Below are 20,787 nucleotides of genomic sequence, written 5' to 3'. Positions count from 1 at the left end.
AATTTATACCGGAACTAAAACGTTTTTTAAAATATCGTTTACCTGTGATTCACCCGATTCATTATGTAAACCTAATCGATGTTGGCACACACTTGCAAATACGACTTGAACATCTTCTGGTATTACAAAATCACGGCCATCAATAAAAGCCCATGACTTAGCTGCTTTAGCCAAAGCCATACTTGCACGCGGTGATAGCGATGCTGCAAACGCATTGCTCGTACGAGTGTAATTAACTAGTTCAATAATGTAGTCAACCACTGGACTACTTAGTGTAATTTTGCTTATTTTTGATTGAATTTCAGCAAGCTCTTGTTTGTTAATTCGCTGCGGTAATTGGCTGTAATCTCGTTTTTGCATGTTCAAAATTAAGCGTTTTTCGGCCTCTTTAGGAGGAAACCCCAAGCTTATACGCATTAAAAAACGGTCTAATTGCGACTCGGGTAACGGATAAGTACCCGATTGATAAAGCGGGTTTTGTGTTGCGATAACAAAAAATGGATTTGGCAGCGTATATTTTTTACCATCTATTGTTACTTGTTGCTCTTCCATTGCTTCAAGCAACGCACTCTGTGTTTTAGGCCCTGCGCGGTTTATTTCATCAGCTAAAACCACTTGGCTAAATATAGGACCTTTATGAAACGTAAAGCTATGCTCGGTAGAATTAAATACATTAGTACCCAAAATATCAGCAGGCAGAAGATCACTTGTAAATTGTATGCGTTGATAGGATAAACCTAATACAGCCGACAATGCATGAGAAAGAGTCGTTTTTCCCATACCGGGCAAATCTTCAATGAGTAAATGTCCCTCACTAAATAAGCAAGTAAGTGCCAGTTTTATTTGTTGCTGTTTACCAAATATAACACTCGAAAGATCTTCTATAATCGCAGTAACAGTGCTTTGCATGTTAACCTTATTATTATTCTATTATTTCAAGACGCTTCATTACGGTGTCTACTTTTTTTGTATTAAATGGTTTAGCAATGAAGCCTTTAGCACCCATTTCCCACGTATTTTGCACGTTTTCGAGGCTATTATGGCCAGAGCACATAACAACATGAGTATGCGGGTAGGTACTATTAATGTATTCCAATATATCCGTGCCGTCAGAGTCAGGTAAATCTACATCTACAAATATTACGCCTGGCGTTTTTTTGTCCATAATAGGCTTGGCAGAGCTAAAATTGGCACTTTCTAATATATCTTCAAACCCTAACTCAGTTAAAATTTGGTTTAGATAATCACGAATTTCCTTAACATCATCAATAATGAGGATAGGCTCTAGCGGGCGAACAAATTCCATATGTAGGTTACTTCTATTTTGAGTACATCTTAAGTGCTTTAATACTAAGCTAACCCCTTCATAAGCTCAAGAACGTTACTTAAAAAACACTAATAAATAAACTATTTATAGAATTTGAAGGTGGCTTTAAAGCAGGCTTAAACTTATTAAAAGCGAATCAAGGCGACCAGTTACGTTTTTAAAATGGTGTAGGCGTAACAACAACAAACTACCGCTTTGGCGATGGTGAAAACTATAACTTCTCAGCGTCACCTTCAAACGAGCGCGACACTCACGTAGGCGCAATGCCAGGACTTGAGCAATCAATTATTCAGTTAAATTTAGCTTATCAACCATCAGACGAAACAAGCTTAATTTATATGGTTGGCAAATCGTCTGATGATTATACGTTCGCAGATGCCGCTGGTAATGCCGTTGCCGGTATTACTTATTTTGGTACAAACGGCATAGCAGATGAAAATGGTACTACGTTTGATTCAAACAGCGTTATTGAAGGCGACTTATCGGTTGAGTACTTCGTGTTTGAAGCACAACAATATCTAATCCCTAAAAAACTATATGTAGCGGCTCGTTATGCAGAAGCCGAAAACACTTCCGACTTAATTGAACAAACAGACAACACAGTAGAGCGTATTCAAGTAGCCGCAGGTTACTGTTTAACGATAAAGCGATTCTAAAAGTTGGGTATGTTCATCAAGAAGAAGGTGTTAATTCGGGCGGCCAAATTGGTAAAGGATTTAACGACTTCACTTCAGAAATATCTGTTAAGTTTTAAGCAACTAGTTTGGCATTTTTATGTGTTAAAAATGCCAAATTTTATAATTATTTGTTATTTAAAAACTGTGTAAAAGCGTTCTTACTTTAAACAAGTAATTAATAAATATATAGTACTCACTAAGACTTAATAAATCTGAGGGATTAAATCCAAAGGTTTCTACGTGAAAAATTTCTAATATAGAACAATGAAATAACGAAATTTTGTCTTGTTATCGACACTATTTTCTTACCTAAAACAGTTCCATGAATTGCTATAAAGCTCTAAAAATCCGCTTAAAATAGGGAGGCTTTTAATTTAAAGAGTACATTTATAAGTAATAATGATGTCGCTATAAATTAAATTATGACTGCATAATCCCATGAAACCTAGGTATTTTTTATTAAGGAATGGTATATTTACAACTATAAATAACAAAAACGTTATTAATAAATAGATACTCAAAAATTAATAAATAATTTATATAGCAGCACATATAATTAAAATTATGTAATGAAAATAAGGACTTAGTTTTCCTTCTATTTTAAGAGGTTTACGTGGTAAAGCTATCAAATACAGAAATTAGAAAGCTAGACGATGCGGCCAGAGCAGGGTGGTTGTATTATGTTGGCGGTAAAACGCAAGATGAAATAGCTAAAAAACTCAACATATCTCGCCAGTCTGCACAAAGAATGGTTGCGTTATCAGTTAGCCAAGGGCTAATTAAAGTTAGGCTAGATCATCCGATTGCTAAATGTATGGATCTGGCCGAAAAAATAAAAAGCCGTTTTGGGTTAGATTCGTGCGAAGTTGTACCGAGCGACCCGTCTGAACCTTCATCTGCATTAGGTTTGGCTCAAGCTGGCGCGGCAGAAATAGAACGCCATTTAAAATCAGAACAACCTAAAGTACTTGCTATGGGAACCGGTCGAGTTTTACGTTCATGTGTAGATGAGCTAAGAACTGTTGATTGTCCGCAACATAAAATTGTAGCAATGCTGGGTAATATGGCTTTGGATGGATCGGCTTCGCCTTATGATGTTGTAGTAAGAATGGCCGAACATACCAATGCAAAACATTATCCAATGCCATTGCCAGTTTTACCAAGAAGCGTTGAAGAAAAAGAACAGTTACATGCACAACAAAATATTACCGGTAATTTAAAACTCGCTAAAGATGCCGATGTAACATTTGTGGGTATTGGTAGCTTAGGTGAAAAATCGCCATTACATATAGATGGTTTTATTGATGCGCAAGAACTTAAAGAGTTACAAGAACTCGGTGCCGTAGGTGAAATGATTAGTTGGGTGTTTGATAAAAACGGTAAGCTTTTAGATTGCACAGTTAATCAGCGCGTAGCAAGTACGCCATTAAAAACAAATGCTAACAAACAGATTTATGCGATAGCTGCGGGTGAAGAAAAAGTATTAGCCATTTTGGGCGCAGTAAGGTCAAACATGATCAGTGGATTAATTACTAACGAATATACAGCTGAGCGTTTACTAAGTATTGATTGAACAATTTGAAAAACAAAGCATCTGTAATAGTAATACCTGTTATTGTAATAAAAGCACTTAATGTCCGATACCGTCTAGTATTGGACATAGTAAGGGCGCATTTAAGCGCTCTTTCTATATATACAGTTACTTCCTATAATTTATATTATGTTAAATGGCTTAAGTAAATACATAACCAAGTTACTCACCTTCATTATTTAACGTATAAACACCATTTTTTGGCTATTTAATAAGCATTAACCTACTTGTTATAAAATTAGTGTCTTACCTATTTACACTATTTTTAAATTGAGCATATAAAAATACCGCTTGGTTATTAATATATCCAAGCGGTATAAACAATAATTACCTAGTAGTTATACTACATAGTAAATCTCAAGCTATTGAATTTAATGGCTTTTAAACTATCCAGTTGATGTGTTTCTGATGTTCTAGAATGTTTTATCATTCATGAATTCACCAATGAGCTCAGACACTTTATCAGGGTATTCATCAATAACCCAGTGAGCTGCTTTGTCCAACCAAATCAATATGGCTTGTTCTAACATTGGCGCATACTTTGGCTGATGAATTTTGCTTTTGAAACTTGTCTTCTTCACCTCATAATATGAGCGTTTCATGAGGTAAGCTTTAAGGTCGCCTGTAATAGCTTCGGTATATTCTTTATTGAGCCTGCGCATGTTACTAAATAAAGCGGCTTTTCCCAGCTCGTTGCTCCAAGGTTTTAAGTATATTTCCATTAACTCTTCAGTCATTACGCTCGAGTCGTAAACACCTTTGGGCATGAAATCTCTTAATGTATCCACAAATTCAGCTACAGTTGTTTTTTCTTCTACACCTGGTTCTAGCAAAGGTTCAAACTCTGGTATTGGCCAAGAATCAAAACATACACTATCAATTAAAACCAACCCGTTTACTTTATCCGGATGATTTACAGCCATTAATTGAGCTATATCGCCACCAATGTCATGAGCTACAACATTTGTTTTAGAAATATTTAGCTCTTCCATAAACTCTTGAATTCAAGTATTAAGTGCAAGCATTATTCTACATTGTGCATTTATAGATACATCTGTGTCGCTTGGCATATCAGATTCACCAAAATTGAGTAAATCAGGTGCGATGCTTAGATGCTAGTTTTGGCATAACATTTTGCCATAATGCATTATTAGTCGGTATACCATGTATTAATAATAATGATGTTCCTTCACCAATTTATTGGTATGCAATTTTATGACCCTCTACTGTAACGTACTGTGTTTTGTTCATATTTATGCCTCGTTGATTTTAAAAAATTATAATATTTAGTAACCGATAAAACCGAAATATAAGCCTATAAAGCAAATTTCATCCCAAGATGAGTATCTAATAGTTATTGAACCATCATAATATTTTTAAAGTTAAACCCTTGTGATACGTAGGCTCTAGGCTAAGTTGGTTTACTTACCCCATAAAATTATAGGGTTTAATAATTGTGATTATTAAATTGCTTTAGGAAGTGTGAAACGATGACTCTTGTATATGCAACAATTATAAAAGCGTAGCTGACAATATTTCAATGGATTATTTTTACTGAAGAATAAAATAGTTAACCGCCCTGCTGCTGCCCCTTAATTATTCCAAAATGACCTATAAACTAACCCGTAGTCGCGAGTTTATCTCGCGTGTAGTAAAACCAAAACAAAAAACGCAGCATAAAGCCGCGCCTACAAACATAGCCTACCCGTAGTCGCGAGTTTACCTCGCGTGTAATAAAACCAAAAACGTGGCATAAAGCAGCGCCTACAAATATAACCTAACCCGTAGTCGCGAGTTTACCTCGCGTGTAATAAAACCAAAACTAAAAACGCAGCATAAAGCCGCGCCTACAAACATAGCCTAACCCGTAGGCACGAGTTTACCTCGCGTAATAAAGTAAAATCCCAAATTAATTTAGATGGGTGTAGTCCTAAAATCGTTAACTGCTCTGTTAATGCCACTTAATTATTCTAAAAACGATCTGATATTTTCAATTAATACAGTTTGCTTAACTGGCTTTAATAACAAGCCGTTAAACCCAAGTTTTACATATTTGTTATCGTTATTCTCGTTTTCACTAAATGTATGAGCAATAATTTTTGTTGCTGATGCATCAGCATGCTTTCTTATTTTTAGCATTGCGTCAGTGCCTGTAAATTGCGGCATGACTATATCCATTATAATAATGTCGTAAATATTTTGAGAAACCATCAGTAGTGCCTCTATTGCACTTGATGCGAAATCAATTAAAATATTTTCTTCTTTGAGCATTTTTCTAATTACAATTTCTATTAGTAAATCATCATCTACTAAAAGTAGTCGTTTAGTGTTATCTATAGGTGTTACTTTAAAATCGATAACTTCCGCCATATTTCCAATAGTATTATTCATTTATTACTCCTTTGGCTTATCTTTTTAAAATACGTGATATTTGGTTTATTAAAACACCCTGCTTTACTGGTTTTAATAGTAAGTCATCAAAACCCTGATTTACGTATTTAGAATCTGTATCGGGTGTAGAAGTATGTGCAATGATTTTAGTTTTAGAGTTATCACTGTGTTTTTTAATTTTTAACATCGCGTCAGTTCCCGATAGCTCAGGCATAACTATATCCATTAAAATAATGTCGTAACTATTTTGCGATACCATTAACATTGCCTCTATCGCATTACATGCGTAATCTATTTTAATGTTTTCATTTTTTAGCATTGCTCTAATAACAATTTCAACTAGAGGGTCGTCGTCAACAAGTAATAAAGTATTTTTCTGCTTTGTAGTTAACAGATCGGTTACCGAATTAGTGTTTATTTGCGAACTGCTTTCATCCTCTAGTTCTTCATCTTTGATTTGTTTGCTCGCTAAGTTTACAAGCATAGAAAGTACTATCGTTGTTTTACTCGTACTACTATTAATAGTTATCGCTTTACCGCCTAACATTTTAAATATTGAAATGAAAAATTTTAGCTCTAGTGATAAGTCTTTATCATCTATAAAGCGTGTTATATCGTCACCCGATATGCTTTTAAGCTCAGTTATGAAATGGCTGCTGTTGATTAAATTACTTAATGAAAAGTCTAGGTGTAAGTAATTACGCTTACTTTCATTTTTAATCTGTGCGTTAACACATAGTGTTGTATTATTCGCTGAATCTACAATCTCTGTCACTAACTGAATAACCAATTGAGATATTAACTTTTCATCGCTTGCTACGGTTAACTCAGGTGCAATATTGTTTTTTAAAATTATTTTTTTATTTTCAGCCTCTTTAGTCAAAATTGAAATATTGTTATTAATCATTTTATTTAGGTCAACGTTTTTGGACTGAAGCTTAAGCTTACCACTCTCCGATTTATTTATATTCACGAGTTGCTGAATTACACTTTCAAGTTGGTCGCACACATTTGATATGCTACCCACATTATTTTTAAATTCGTTAAAGCTTATTGGATCTTTAGATATTTCAACTAATGACTTTAAAGATGATAAAGGCGTTTTTAACTGACGGCTAAGCCTTGAAACAAATTTTTCTTTTAGTTGATTTGTCTGTTTTGATTTTTCAAGCACATCAGCGAGTAAACTTTCTTTTTGATGTGCCTCTGTATCGTCTCTAAAGTAGCAAACGAAACCGTTAAAATCTGTATGTCTTTGTAATACGGTTATCCATTTTCCGTCGGTAAAACCTATATCTATTAATTGGTTACGGTCATCATCAAGCTTATGATGCTCATGGTAATGATTTATAATATTATGCTGCTGCGCAATACTTATCAGCTGGCTATACGATAGCTGACTGTTTTGTTTATTCACCTGTGCAAATAAAAGATTAAACGCATTGTTGGTAATCACAGGAAATTCGTGGCTATTAAAAATAGCAAACCCATGCGGCAGTGCATCAAGAGAACTTGAAAAAAGCTCTTCTCTATTGAGTATTAACTGATTTTTTTGTTTTATTTCGTTGTGTAAACGCCTTGGCAAGCGTAAAAAATAATACACAAACGCGAATACACAAAAAGAGATTAACCCTAATCTAATTAAGCTATATTTAGTAACTTGTGGTCTTATAATTTTACTCATTGGTTGCACGTGTAAGCGCCACGTAGGTGGAAAACGATGGCTTAAAGCGCTAATGCTATTTTTAATTATACTAGGGTTTACTTCTCCTTTTTTTCCTAGAGTAAACTGTGGAGTTACTATAAAAACGTTATAGTTTTCAGTATTTAATTTACCAATAATGGCTTTTAAAAACTTGCTTAAATCAAATGCAGTAAGAGTATAAATAGAACCTTGCTTTATTTTTATTTCAGAAATTAAGAAGGCTGTATCAGCAACAGTAAACACTTCTACTGATTGTTTATTCGCTCTGTAATCAAATCTTTTTAACCAGTTAGTGAACCCATACGCAGCTAAATCAAAGTTGTTTTTAGACCAAAGTGCGAGTTGGTTATATTCAGAATCAAACACAACGTAACCTTTGTAGGTTAAATTTTGTGAAACCTGGCTTTGTACTAAATTATTAAGTTGCTCTTTTGTATAGTTATTTTGACTTTGTAAAAAGCCAGCAATCACTAAATCTTTTTGCGATATATATAATCCTTGATTATCAAACCGCTCTAATGCATTAAATAATGTTTTACGTAACTGCTGAGTTTGTTGATTATAATAACTTTGCAGCTCTTTTTTTTCAATAGTATAAAGTAGTAATGCAGTGAATGATAATAATACTAATGCAATTAAAAAAGCCACGGGAGCTAAACTAAATACATGAATATATTTAGCTCCATTATTAATTTTATTTATAGATTTAGTGCTTTTATCATCTATCGAATCTGAGCTTTTATTTAATTGCGTCTGCAATAATTGAGAAAATGAAATAAACTGATCTTTTTGCGAACCTATTAATGTTTTAGGTGCTAAATCAGCCATTAGCAATACGCCAATTACTTTGTTTGTGGCGCTATAAATTGGATATTGTGCATAAAAACGAATTAAATTATGGGTATTACTAGATATCTCATCAAAAAAAGTATCTTCGAACAAATATAATTTTTCTTGTGTACAGCGCTTTTGATAGCTTAACAACTCATTTTCAACGCTTTCTTTATCGTTGCAAGTTATTAGTTGGTCTGAATAAATTCCTCTAAAATCGATAAATTTAACAATAGGCACATCATAAAATTGTTTTAGTAAGGTTAGGGTTTCTTTAATTTCTAACGAGATTTCATCAGGTTTTGCATCTACTAAATTATCATGTGAGGTAAATATATTTGAGGCGTTCATTGACGTTCTCCTTCCCCTTTAGGGGGAGTATGTATCCACGTTGTACTGTTTTGACCGCTGTGTACTGGCAGTAAAACTTTAAATGGTGGTGTTAAGCTACTAAGTGCGGGCTCGCCGGTGGTGATATTAATTACTTGTTCTGCATTTACTAAATTCAGTGATGTTTTACAGTATGTAACGCCTGGCTCAATGCCTATTAAGCTCAGTGTTTCGCTTATAATCAGGTTGTTAACTAAGTCGATTCCGACCAACTCAAACGTTGTTTTTAAAATAGTGAAAACAAGTGTCTCTACAATGTTTTCATCTTCTTCTAAGCGTGTACCTTCTGGGCAGCATATTGTGCCAAGCTCTATATCAACGTTTGTTCCAATACCAACTAATGACAGTGCATTAAGGGCTGTATTTAAAAGCGGTTCTACCTGTGGTAAATATAAATCAAGAATGTCACCTTGTGATTCGTAACCGGTTTGACACGAGTCACACGATTGCGATAAACCTTGATCGCTTGTACCTAAAAGTGGATTGCCCAGCGCTGTTACTCCAACCAAGCAGCTGCTATCGGCCGGTTGCTTATCTATTTCAAAGCTTTCACAAGGTGAACCTGCTACAACTTTTTGTGATACATAGCGAGATAAAATTTGCTCGCTATTTGCAGGGCATTGTTGTGGCGTACTTCTTAATAACTGACCAATAACGGTATTACCTAGCTGCCCGATTGCATAATTTGGACCTTGCTGCAGCGCATTTATATAACTTACATTACCGGTATTATTTAGTTTACTTACACCTTGGCTGTCTGTTGCCTCGTCGCTTAACCCCTTTAAGCATGGATTACCTTGGCAATTTGGTGCATCGTAATAAACAGCTTCTCGTGAGGTAAACCTATCATCTCGTATGCCTATTAATGCCCTGTAAGTGTTGTTTGCTCCACGGTCTGTATAAAAAATGAGTGGGGCTTGGTGCTCGTCAAAACTAACTGCAATACCGAGCGGTTTGTTATTGGCATCTACTACGGTAATTTGATTATCTACCTTAGTTTGATGACGCTTAATAAGGGCATCCCTTACTAAAATAACACCACCAATCGAGCCAATAATTAAAATTGTTATAATTAAAATAAGCTCGATAGTAAGTATGTACCCTTGTTGATAATGCTTTTTCATATCAAACTCCTATAACACTTCTACAAGCATTTTAAGTACGTTCATAACTTGTAATGCTGCGGGGAAAAATACTAATACCAAAAACATCGGAAAACAAATTAGGATTATGGGAAAGGTTGTATGCATCGCTTTTTTATTAACTTTTTTAGCCAGTAAAATGTTCTTTTTTAGAGCTAGGCCTTCAAGTTGGGCCTCTACTGCTTGGATAAGTGGTGTGCCTAATTTTGAACCTATCAACATTAAATTGGCGAGTTTTTTAATGTCCATTACACCCGTTCTTTCAAAAAGTGAGTTAAATGCAATTTCTCTATCTTTACCTGCGCTTAATTCAAATAAAAATAACTTTAGCTCTTTGTATAATGGATGCTTTTGACTTAATCCATGATCAACCGCCAGTGCAAATGAGCGCTCTAATGAAAATCCAGCGCGCATGTAAACTAGTAGCACCCGTAAAAAAAACTCTAAACTATTATTAATAGTGGTTTTGCGTTGATTTTTACGTAATAAAAACCAGCATTCGGGTGCAAAAAAACACATAAAACACAGTAATAATTTAATCGATTGGCTCAGCTCATAACCTGTTAGCTCTATAACCGTAAATGCACTAAAAGTAGCAGCCACTTTGAAGCAGTACAGGCTTATTAATATTTTATTAATTTGAACCCCAGCCTGTCTTAATTGACGTTTAGAGATAATGATTAGTGGATACCAATTAATGTTTTTAGTATCGGGTTTATCTAATTCAACTTTAAGAGACTGCCTATGAATATGAATAAACGAGCCCATACTCACTAAAAGTCCGATAAGTAAAAGTATATCAATCATAATGTTACCCTTAAGCTAAGGCGTAGCCACAAAAATCCAAATAGCTGACAAATAAGTGCAACTGTTATAAATGCGATTCCATTGGGATCGTTTAGTAACGGTTCAAACCAGGTTGGATCGGTATAGCTAAATAAAGGAATTAGTGCGTAAGGTAAAAAACCACTAAATACAGCAGCGTATTTAGTGCCCGAAAGCTTAGCTTTTAGCTGTTGGCGGTCGAGGGTCCGAAGCGACATCATGTTGCATACGCTTTTTAGCATGTCGGTTAAATCACACTGGCTTTGTGTATGTGTAATGATGCTATGAGCAAACAATCTTACGGTTTCGCAGTTGTATCTTTCAATTAAAGGGGCAAACGACGTTTCGGCATCACTACCCATGCTCATGCGTTGTATTAGTAAGGTGCTTTGCTTTTTTATATATGGGTCTGCATGTTCATCAGCAAACTGCATTGATTGCTGTAGCGATAGCCCAGTGCTTAAACACGATTGTACGGTTTCAATAAACTCTAAAAAATGATGCTCAAATTTAGCTAATTTATAGTGAGCCAAGTCAATCACAGTTATAAAACAGGTTACAAAAACCACGATTGAAATAATAAACGCGCTGGTTGATGCCTCTGGATAATATAATTTAGCTAAAAACCATGAGCTACTAGAGAGCGAACACGCCATGCTTATAAACCAGGCGTTACTTATGTTTAAGCCTAGCACTCGTAGTGACAGAGTAAGTACGTCTTTTTCTTCTAAAATATCTACTTTTTTAGCGCTCTGGTTGCTTTTATTTTTAGCATACAAAGAAACCAACACACTAGCTGCAAGTACAAAGGTTATAACCGCCGCTACAGCTAATAAATAATCAAGTTTAGTCATTGTTAGCCTCCGGGTTATTGTGCAGTAATGCTTTTAATTCTTGTGCATTTGCGCCTTGGCCTTTCATAAACTCAATAACACTTGAGTTATCTATTAACTCACTTTGTACTGGCTCTGCTTCATTAATACTATAAAGCGGGCTAAAATGTGCGCCGCCATTAACACGCTTAATTTCACCAATACTTTTTAGAGTTCGGGTGCCATTAGTTGAGCGAGAAACATGCACAATAAGTTGAATACTCGACGCGATTAGCGAACTTGTATGGGTATCGCTCAGTTGTGCATTGTGTAACTGCACTAAGGTAGATAAACGAATAACGGCATCATTTGCGCTGTTAGCATGTATGGTCGTCATCGAACCTTGGTGACCACAGTTCATTGCTTGGAGCATATCGATTACTTCGCCTGAGCGTACCTCACCTACAAGTATTCTATCTGCGCGCATTCTAAGGGCTGCTTTTACTAAATCTCTTAGGCTTACTGCACCTTTACCATCGCTGTTTGTGTCGTGAGCTTCTAATTGCACAACGTGGTTGTGATGCAAATTAAGCTCAGCACTTTCTTCAATGGTTACAACTCGTTCATTTGGGTTAATTGAGTTAGCAAGTACGTTTAATAATGATGTTTTACCTGCCCCGGCATTGCCACACACTAAAATATTAACGCCTGTTTTAACTGCGCTTTTTAAAAATGATAAGATGTTTTTATCTAAAAAATGATTATTAACTAAAAAGTCATCGTTTATTTTTTTATGATTAAACTTACGAATCGATACAATAGCTGCGCTGGTACACGCAGGCGGTACAATAATATGAACTCGGCTACCATCTTTTAGTTTGCCATCAACAATTGGCATAAGCGCATTGACTTGTCGGCCACAACCATCAAGTAAGCGATCAACAAATCGTCGTAAATGGCGTTCGTCATCAAACTTACTGGCTGTGCAAAGTAGTTTGCCTTGTTTATCAATCCAAATATCTTGCGTGTCATTTATTAAAATATCACTTACCTGATCGTCCAGCATAAACTGTGCAATAGGTCCCAGGCCTTGAATTTCATCAAATACAGCCTGAACAACCTGCTCTTGTTGATGTTGGTTAAATGAAGATTGATTAAATTGTGGAATTTCACTGCACAAAGCAGAGATTTTTTCGAGAACATTACTAGATAAAAGCGCGGTTGGCTCTTGTTCGTACTCTTCGATAACGGCATCGTGCAATAGCTTTTTAAGCTCTTCAAAGGTACTTAAACTGGTTTGAACTTCTTCATGTTTGCTTGATAAATTAAACATAAAAACTCACTTAGCTACATATACAGCTTCATTTTTAACGCCTTTAACCACTTCGATTGTGCGACTGGTTTGTAAGCGTGAAAAGTTTTGCAAACGACCTTGTTCAATGTCATAAGCGCTATGCACAATAATTGAGACTTTGTCAGCATTATCTATACCAGCCAATGAATAAACATCTTTTGGAAGCACCGCAAGTACTAACGAAACACCGCCAGCGGAGCTCTTCTCTTTTGCTAAATTATCCATTATGCCACTTTTTGCGGCTTGAGATTTAGGCCCTTTTGAAACACCAATAAGCTGTACATCTCGGGCGACTGTTCTTACTAAACGATTAGTTTTAGCAACTATGTCTAGTCGGTCACCTTTGTGTATACGCGAAAGCGGAATATCTAAGGTATTTAGTTTTAAAGTATATAAAACACGCCCTGCCGGTATCGCTTCTGACAAATTTTGGCTTTTCGCTCTAATAAAATCAGTGTCGAACAAAGGTTGTTCAACCATTTTATTAGTTGCTAATTTTTGACCAATTAATGCACGCGGATTTTGAACGCTCAGTGCAATATTTGAGTAGTTACTTGGATCTATACTTTTTTGCTCTACATCATGAACGGTAACTGTTTGACCGGCCGACATATTTTTATTTACTACCCACGCTGTTACGCTATTTTCATCGTTTACCTGTCTAATGCCCAAAGCCGAAGCTAACATGCCAGAGGTGATGAGTAATGTGAGAGCCGCTGTGGTTGCGCCTTTGTTACTTTTACTTTTCATAATATTCCTCCAGAGTAACTTTCACTGCCACACTTTTGTGGCAGTGAGCCTTAAGCTTGGTATTCAAACCTGGTTACCTTATATTGGATACTTTGCGTTAGTTACCTTGCGAACCGCCAGCTGCTGTACGAGTTGCAGCATCGCCGCTTGGTGTTGCACTAACAAGTGCGGCACTTTCACTAAAGTCTGATGCAACAAAAGTGAATGAACTGCCATCGCCTGCGTACACATCAACTGAATCTACAAACCCAGAGCCAGACACTTCAGCTGTGCCTTCGGCGTTAATCATGCCGTCAAATACATAGCTTTGGTCAAGTGAGCCAATTGCTTCAGCTACATCTTCAAGTTCGCTGGTTACCGAGTCACGTAATGTAGATAAACCAATTACAAGTGCTGCTACCATTGAAGTAGAAAGAATGATTAGCTCTGACGTTAGTACAAAACCTTTTTGCTTTTTGCTATTTAAGTTATGTTTAATAGTTTTCATAATCGTAGCCTTTAAATTAGAAGAGCTTATGCTCACTTTATATATAGCGAGGACCATGCCAACTAATATAACTCTTTTAATACAGGTGGTTAGCGTGTTCTGGTGGTGTGCTCTTTGACTGTTTTTACTTTTGATTTGCAAAATGCAAATCAATATTAAAAATATAATTTTTAGATACTTAATACTAGAGACGTTCTGTTAAATTATTAAAACTAATAGGTGCTCAAAAAGGGTTAAATGTTAGAAGCAGTCTTGTGGGGTAACTTATAAAACGTAGGATTAGCGTAAGCTTTACTTGTATTGTTGATAAATAATAAAGTGGTTTTGCTCCTTAGTAATGCCAAATTTTAGGTATAAAAAAAGGCCCGAAGGCCTTAAGAATAACAATTACCTAAAACAGAGAGTTTACCGCGCCTAGCAAGTGCTTTTTTGTGCGTGGGTTCTGCACGTAAAACTTGCTCATAGTAGCCACAGGCCAATAAATTATTAGTATTAGCTTCTTCAATTAGCCCTTTATGGTAAAAGTAGGCGGTGCTATTTAAACCAAACTTAACCGAAAGCTCTAAGTAATTAGAAGCGATTACGTAACTGCCCTGGGCATAGTGTATAGAGGCCATTTGCAGGTATGGTGAAGCATGTGTACCAAAAACATCAACGCCGTATTGAGCAATGCTTTTTGCTTTAGCTAAATTACCTTGCTCTATTGCTAACGTAACCCCTAAAGTAATTGCGTTTAATGGCGGGTTAGCTTTATTAAGTAGAGTGTTTATAACCTGTTGAGACTGATTAGCACGGCCACTTTTATAAAGTACGTAGGCCGATATCGACAGTATTGCCGTGTTATCGGGGTGTTCAAGCATTAACTGATTCACCTCATGTACTAGGTTCAAACAGTTACTTGCATTAATACCTTCGCACTTTAATGGCTGGGCATTTAATTGGTATTTTTTAACGATGTCACCCAGCGCGTTGTAAGGATTTACTGTTGGCTTGTAATCAATATGAGCGCAACCAGATAAAGTAAGCAGTAAAATTATATAAAGTATTTTCATAGCCCTTGCTCCTGTATATAGCTAAGTATCTGGGTGTCTATATTTGCCTGTTCCCACGAACGTAAAGTATTAATTGGCTCACGCACCAGGTTTGGAGTTACAACAATTATAAGCTCGCGGTTGTTTTCACTTTTACTGGTTGTTTCGCTTAACTTCCCCAGCATGCTATTGCCGTTACCATCAGGTACAAAGTCGTGGCTTGCGTTGTTATCGGTGCTAATTAAGCCACCAATAATAAGAGGTTGTCCGTCTTTTAAACGCGTTGATGTTTGCATGCTGCGTGTATTAAATGCACTACTGTTTAAACTGCTGCCTGTGCTTTGTGCAATTTCGGCGGTTAACGTGGTATCGGGTAATGAAATTACCGGGTTTAGATCAAGCGTTATTCTATCTTTGTCGTCAACCATGGCGCGTACATTTAATTCAACTCCGAATGATTTAAATTCTGTACCGCTAAACACCGAACCACTACTACCTTGCTGCCCGCTGGTAATTCCTGAAGGGCTATAACTTGTAGGTACCGGTACTTCACCACCGACTTTAAATACGGCACTTTCACCGGCTAAAACCGTGACTGTAGGGCGAGAAAGTGTTCGAGATATACCTTCTTGTTCAAGTAACGAAAACAACATATCAATAGCAAACTGTGAGGTAGAAAGCTGTAAGTTATTTGTTAGTTGCCCACCAATTAATTGCAGCGCATTTTCTATAGTGGCCGAACCTGATTCTCGATTAGTCATACCGTCACGACCAAACAATCCCGCTTCTTTTTCATAGCCATTAGAGAGCACGCTAATATCTGGGCGCCATTGCTTTAGTCTACGTTGATTTACTTCGTATAATTGCACCGACACACGTACTTGAGGTAAATCTTCAACTTCAATACTCGACAAAACTTTACCGCCAGCCACTGAAAGCAACGTTGCTCTTGCAATATTAGAACTCACATTACTTAAGTTTAATCCTGAGGTAGCATCGTTTATTAACCCGCCAGACTCGTTAGCAAGCACTTCAATACCTGAATTTTCACTTTGCGAAGCCCCGCCCATTAAATTATTAGGGTCAAGTGGCGAGCCTTGAGTTTGCATTGCTTGCTCTGGTTCAAACAGTTTATTAATTGTATTTAATAACCGCACTAGCTCTATTTGGTTTTTAACAGAGCCTGAAAGTAAAAATACATCGCTGTCGTCATTTGATAACTCATCAACCGAAATGCGCTTAATAGTTACTTTATCTGCACCCATCGATTTAATTACTTCGCTAATCCGCTCTTCTTTTGGCTTAGGTGCTTGAGTTACTTTTATTAAATTAATGATAGCGACTTTGCTCGAATTTTGAGAACCACCGCCATTAGAATTACCCAAGCCTTGCAAGCGTTGAGCGAGAGAATTAAACATACCTTGATTAGGGTTTGAGGTAATAACAGGCTGCGCTGCTTGTGAGCTACTACTGGCGTAAAGATAATTTTTTGCAGCCTCGTAAGCGGCATGACGGTAATTTATTGTTGGTACTTCACCACGCAGTACAACAGCATGACGATCGGGGGCAATTGTTAGTTGCACGTCAGGGTGAATATCGTTGAGGGCATTTTCAAGCACGCTGTAATCTTCGGTTACGCCAAGTAAAAATGTTTCAGAGCTTTTATCGTCGTACCATACCATCATCGATGTACGGCCCAACTTTTTAGCTAAAATAAGTAGCTCACGGCCATTAACCACGTTCACATCAAGTGTTGTTTCATGGCCAAGTGCAATACGCGAAATATCACGCGTGAACACAAAGCGAGTGTGCGTCCATTTAACTAAATGCGACACTTTTTGTACCCGCTCACCATTTGCATTTTCTATATAATCTAAATTACTTTCACTGCCTACGGCGGTAAAAGATATTAGTAATAGTATAAAAGTAAATTTTAACATAAGCCTTTCCCTCAATTTGCTTAATGAATAGGTAGCAAGTATGAGACCAAGGGTTTTTATGTTTATTATCAGTAGATTGAAGTTTCTAAATGTGGTTTTTGTTATTTTGATTCGCAAATTGCAAATCAATGATTCACACAGGGATTAATAAAGGAGTGAGCTTAAAATAGCTAAGCTCAGAGCGTGTAAATACGCTCTGCGCTAGGGCCTGTTTATCTTTCGAGGTTAATCCTAAAAGGCCTACAGGCACAGTATTAATTAATGCAATGCAGCAGTGAAAGGAATGCTTTCACAGATTTTCGCTTCAGCTATTAATAGCTCTTCTAGGCGAACATCAACTTCTTCTTTTTCAAAGTATTCGTAAGCGAGTTCTACAAATAGATTTTTATGTTTTTCTTCTGACTTAGCAATAGCAACATAAAAGTCTTTTTCTTTACCTTCAGGTAATGCTTGGGCAACTAGAGAAAAGCGTTCATGGCCGCGTGCTTCAATTACACCGCCAACCAGTAATCGGTCCATTAAAAAGCCATCGCGTCCGTGTCTAAATAGTGCACGAATTTGTTTTATGTATGGATCTTTTTTGTCGTCACCTAGGTTTACATCGCGTTCTAAAAGTAACTTAAGCACTTGTTTAAAATGTATTAGTTCTTCTAGTGCTAAGTCGGTCATGGCTTTTACTAATTTACGTTTGTCTGGGTAATGCGACAGCATAGACATAGCCATACCGGATGCTTTTTTTTCAGCAGCAGCATGATCTTGTAAAAATGTATTAAAGTCAGCAAGGACAACTTCGGTCCATTCAAATGGGGTGTGGTATTTTAATTCAAACATGTTCTGTACAACTTAAATAATAATGCGGGGATTTTAACGTATTTGATTTAAAAAATCTTGTAAGGCAGTAATTTATCTATGCGCCCTTTAGCCGTAGATTCAACTTTTAACGGGTGTTTAATATCGTTCCATGCGGTGACTTTACCGCCCATATTCATTTTTTCAAAATCAGCTTTGTCACTTTTTAATGCTAAAAAATCGCATAGCTTTTTGTAACTATCAGGCTTTGCTATATCAATGGATAAAAAATCGTTGTCACGGTTATTAAAGTACGTTTGAGCATCATTAAAATGTGTTTTATAGCAGTGAGCTAAGTAACTATCGTCGCTAATATTATTAAGCGAAAGCTCACTAAACGTATTTAAATAACAGCGCTTTATATGAATATTAAAGCCCCCATCGCCGCGCGTTAAATTAGTGTGCATACGCGTTAGGAGCTGCTTTATTGATGGCAGCCATGCACTCAATTCGCGTTCTAGGTAAATAAATTTAGAATTTTGGTAATGGATATCAAGCGCTTTAAAATCGTTAAATATGGGAGTGTCGGCAATCGCGTTAGCGTTTTCAAAACAGGCATTGGTATAGGCGGTATGCGCTGTTGTAATGCCGAGCTCTAAAAATGCGTGGCACACACTGGTTGTGCCGGTACGCGGTAAACCTATTATAAATATTTTGCTCATTAATTTTTCTTTAATTAACCACGAGTCACAAGCATAACAAATGCACTAATAATAATGACTAAAAATGTTGATACAGCACCAATTTGGCGAAATCTCATGTTTTTTTCTACGATGCCTGAATTGTGAAATACACGTCCTATTAATAACATCCCACCTAGTATGTGACAGTAATGACTAGCAAGGCCTTGATACTCTACTAAAAAAAGTAAAATAACAGCAAATGGTACGTACTCCATAAAGTTACCGTGGGCGCGTATTGCACGTTGAAGGCTTGGCTCACCGTTGTCGCCCAATGATACTTTTTGTGCCTGGCGTAATTTTATTACGTTAAAACTTAAATAAACATAGTAAAACGCAAGTAGTGCTGCATAAGTTGAAATGATCACAGTGTTGTCCTGTTATTTTTATCGCATAAATATGCGCTCTATTATTGTGGGCGTGATAATAACATATAAATTTGAGCAGCATTATCAGAAGTTTAATAAATGCCTATGCTAAGCTAGAGGTATTAAGTAAGTAGAAAAATACAAAGGATTTTATGTTTGTACCTCGCAAAGTAGCCGATAGTTACCGTGGAATGATTAACAGTATTGGCTTTTACCCTTCAGTGCTTTCAGTGGGCTTTTTGGTATTCGCCATTATTACTATGTCAGTTGAATATTTAGCCCCTATTGAGCAACTAAAATCGTTTATATCGGTTGTACTTGTTGATAGCGCCGAAAACGCGCGTACTATTTTAAGCACCTTAGCAGGCAGTATTATTTCGCTTACCGTGTTTAGTTTTTCGATGGTAATGGTGGTTTTAAATTCGGCCAGTGCGAGTTTATCGCCTCGCGTAGTGCCTGGGCTTATTACGCGTAAATCACACCAAATGGTTTTGGGCTTTTATTTAGGTAGTATAATTTACTCAATAATTATGCTTATAAATATTAATAAGCTTGAAGGTGGCAGTACGGCTATTCCTTCCATTGGTGTGTTGTTTGCACTTGTTTTTGGCTTGATTTCATTAGGTTTATTTGTATTTTTTATACATTCAATCTCACGTGCTATTCAGGTTGATAACGTATTAAATGGCTTATTTAGTCAAACTAAAAACGAAATTAAAACAATTATCCAAAGGCAACAAGATAACCCTGTTGAAGATTTTCCTGATTTTAGCAAGTGGCATTCGGTTAGCAGTAAAACAGAAGGATATTATAAAGGCGTACATACCGATAAGCTGTGTGCCATTTTAGCCGATGAAGATATAAAGGTGTATATCTCTGTTAACCAAGGCTATTTTACGGTTAAAGGCTACCCATTTTTAAAATGTAATAAAGACATATCAAACGATGAAGAGCTGATAAATAAAATTCTCGACTGCTTTATTTTTTATATAGAAGAGTACATTAGTGATCATTATCGTTATGGGTTAACGCAAATATCTGAAATTGCAGTTAAGGCAATGAGCCCTGGTATCAACGATCCTGGTACTGCGGTTAAATCAATTGATATGCTGAGTATTTTACTTATTCAACGACTTTCAATTAACGATATTAACTACTCGTTTAAGCACAGTGATAATGCCCCTTTGTTATACCTTCATGAAACAAGCTTTGATGAGTTATTACACGACAACTTTACACCGCTGCGTAATTACGCCAAAGGCGATGCATACGTAATGACAAACGTGCTTGAGGCATTTAAAAATATTTTGTTTGTTGCCCATAAAGATACCGATGCACGCAACAGTTTATTTAATTATTTAAATGCGATTGTTGATGACATAAATGAGCATGTAACTAATGAATACGACAGACGCGAAGTGACTAATATGCTCAACTCAATAGCGCGTATTAGCCAGGAGCAAGGTGAGAAGTTGGTGGCACGTTTTGAGCACGACTAGGGCGTGTTGAACTATGTGGATTGAAATTTGTTCAATCTAGGGGCGATTAAATCGCGGCGCGAGGTTTGTAACCTAGTGGGCTCGGTAACTGCTCCTGCGTTACTCTAATGACTTACATCCATGTAAGAATAAGTAAAA

Annotated in this window: 17 protein-coding genes and 2 pseudogenes; 3 read left to right on the top strand and 16 right to left on the bottom strand. The window is 36.5% G+C overall.

Features of this window, described 5'->3' with window-relative positions:
- Positions 1–3: 3 nt before the first annotated feature.
- On the bottom strand, positions 4–909 hold the full coding sequence (locus tag I6F49_RS13850; protein WP_197181045.1) for an AAA family ATPase: 906 nt from the start codon (positions 907–909) through the stop codon (positions 4–6).
- Between the two features lie 13 nt (positions 910–922).
- Positions 923–1,306 (bottom strand): response regulator, encoded by a 384-nt coding sequence (locus I6F49_RS13845; RefSeq protein WP_197181044.1) that lies wholly within the window; start codon positions 1,304–1,306, stop codon positions 923–925.
- 107 nt (positions 1,307–1,413) lie between these two features.
- Here I6F49_RS13845 and I6F49_RS13840 point away from each other — a divergent pair.
- Positions 1,414–2,081: pseudogene (locus tag I6F49_RS13840) on the top strand (hypothetical protein); the annotation flags it as partial.
- 536 nt (positions 2,082–2,617) lie between these two features.
- On the top strand, positions 2,618–3,577 hold the full coding sequence (locus tag I6F49_RS13835) for a sugar-binding transcriptional regulator (protein ID WP_197181043.1): 960 nt from the start codon (positions 2,618–2,620) through the stop codon (positions 3,575–3,577).
- Between the two features lie 431 nt (positions 3,578–4,008).
- Here I6F49_RS13835 and I6F49_RS13830 read toward each other — a convergent pair.
- The 14 genes and pseudogenes from I6F49_RS13830 to I6F49_RS13765 form a co-directional block, all read right to left on the bottom strand.
- A pseudogene (locus tag I6F49_RS13830) lies at positions 4,009–4,792 on the bottom strand (alpha/beta fold hydrolase).
- Between the two features lie 768 nt (positions 4,793–5,560).
- The gene (locus I6F49_RS13825) at positions 5,561–5,986 is read right to left on the bottom strand and encodes a response regulator (protein WP_197181042.1); all 426 of its coding nucleotides are present in this window, start codon (positions 5,984–5,986) and stop codon (positions 5,561–5,563) included.
- Between the two features lie 16 nt (positions 5,987–6,002).
- Positions 6,003–8,873 carry an ATP-binding response regulator gene (locus tag I6F49_RS13820; RefSeq protein WP_197181041.1) on the bottom strand — a complete coding sequence of 957 codons (2,871 nt, stop codon included), beginning with the start codon at positions 8,871–8,873 and terminating at the stop codon, positions 6,003–6,005.
- Positions 8,870–10,036, bottom strand: a complete 1,167-nt coding sequence (locus I6F49_RS13815) for a hypothetical protein (RefSeq protein ID WP_197181040.1) — start codon at positions 10,034–10,036, stop codon at positions 8,870–8,872. The genes I6F49_RS13820 and I6F49_RS13815 overlap by 4 nt, the downstream gene beginning before the upstream one ends.
- A 9-nt stretch (positions 10,037–10,045) precedes the next feature.
- Positions 10,046–10,861 carry a type II secretion system F family protein gene (locus tag I6F49_RS13810; protein ID WP_197181039.1) on the bottom strand — a complete coding sequence of 272 codons (816 nt, stop codon included), beginning with the start codon at positions 10,859–10,861 and terminating at the stop codon, positions 10,046–10,048.
- Positions 10,858–11,733 carry a type II secretion system F family protein gene (locus I6F49_RS13805; RefSeq protein ID WP_197181038.1) on the bottom strand — a complete coding sequence of 292 codons (876 nt, stop codon included), beginning with the start codon at positions 11,731–11,733 and terminating at the stop codon, positions 10,858–10,860. Before I6F49_RS13805 ends, I6F49_RS13810 begins: the two co-directional genes overlap by 4 nt.
- On the bottom strand, positions 11,726–13,024 hold the full coding sequence (locus I6F49_RS13800; protein WP_165741300.1) for a CpaF family protein: 1,299 nt from the start codon (positions 13,022–13,024) through the stop codon (positions 11,726–11,728). The genes I6F49_RS13805 and I6F49_RS13800 overlap by 8 nt, the downstream gene beginning before the upstream one ends.
- Positions 13,025–13,030: 6 nt before the next feature.
- On the bottom strand, positions 13,031–13,795 hold the full coding sequence (locus tag I6F49_RS13795; RefSeq protein ID WP_197181037.1) for a hypothetical protein: 765 nt from the start codon (positions 13,793–13,795) through the stop codon (positions 13,031–13,033).
- A 97-nt stretch (positions 13,796–13,892) separates the two neighbouring features.
- A complete protein-coding gene (locus tag I6F49_RS13790) occupies positions 13,893–14,282 on the bottom strand; it encodes a hypothetical protein (protein WP_197181035.1) in 390 nt (129 codons plus the stop codon).
- A 374-nt stretch (positions 14,283–14,656) separates the two neighbouring features.
- A complete protein-coding gene (locus I6F49_RS13785; RefSeq protein ID WP_197181033.1) occupies positions 14,657–15,334 on the bottom strand; it encodes a tetratricopeptide repeat protein in 678 nt (225 codons plus the stop codon).
- The gene (locus I6F49_RS13780; protein WP_197181031.1) at positions 15,331–17,253 is read right to left on the bottom strand and encodes a pilus assembly protein N-terminal domain-containing protein; all 1,923 of its coding nucleotides are present in this window, start codon (positions 17,251–17,253) and stop codon (positions 15,331–15,333) included. The genes I6F49_RS13785 and I6F49_RS13780 overlap by 4 nt, the downstream gene beginning before the upstream one ends.
- A 258-nt stretch (positions 17,254–17,511) precedes the next feature.
- Positions 17,512–18,084 (bottom strand): tRNA-(ms[2]io[6]A)-hydroxylase, encoded by a 573-nt coding sequence (locus tag I6F49_RS13775; protein WP_007586685.1) that lies wholly within the window; start codon positions 18,082–18,084, stop codon positions 17,512–17,514.
- 47 nt (positions 18,085–18,131) lie between these two features.
- Positions 18,132–18,764: a sulfotransferase gene (locus I6F49_RS13770; RefSeq protein ID WP_197181029.1), complete on the bottom strand. Its 633-nt coding sequence runs from the start codon at positions 18,762–18,764 to the stop codon at positions 18,132–18,134.
- A 14-nt stretch (positions 18,765–18,778) separates the two neighbouring features.
- Positions 18,779–19,150, bottom strand: a complete 372-nt coding sequence (locus tag I6F49_RS13765; protein ID WP_166420314.1) for an MAPEG family protein — start codon at positions 19,148–19,150, stop codon at positions 18,779–18,781.
- A 152-nt stretch (positions 19,151–19,302) separates the two neighbouring features.
- On the opposite strand from I6F49_RS13765, the gene I6F49_RS13760 reads away from it, so the two are divergent.
- Positions 19,303–20,649: a DUF2254 domain-containing protein gene (locus I6F49_RS13760; protein ID WP_197181027.1), complete on the top strand. Its 1,347-nt coding sequence runs from the start codon at positions 19,303–19,305 to the stop codon at positions 20,647–20,649.
- Positions 20,650–20,787: the final 138 nt, after the last annotated feature.

The organism is Pseudoalteromonas sp. SWN166 (genome assembly GCF_015864485.1).
Classification (GTDB): domain Bacteria; phylum Pseudomonadota; class Gammaproteobacteria; order Enterobacterales; family Alteromonadaceae; genus Pseudoalteromonas.
This window is presented reverse-complemented; position numbering and strand designations above follow the sequence as displayed.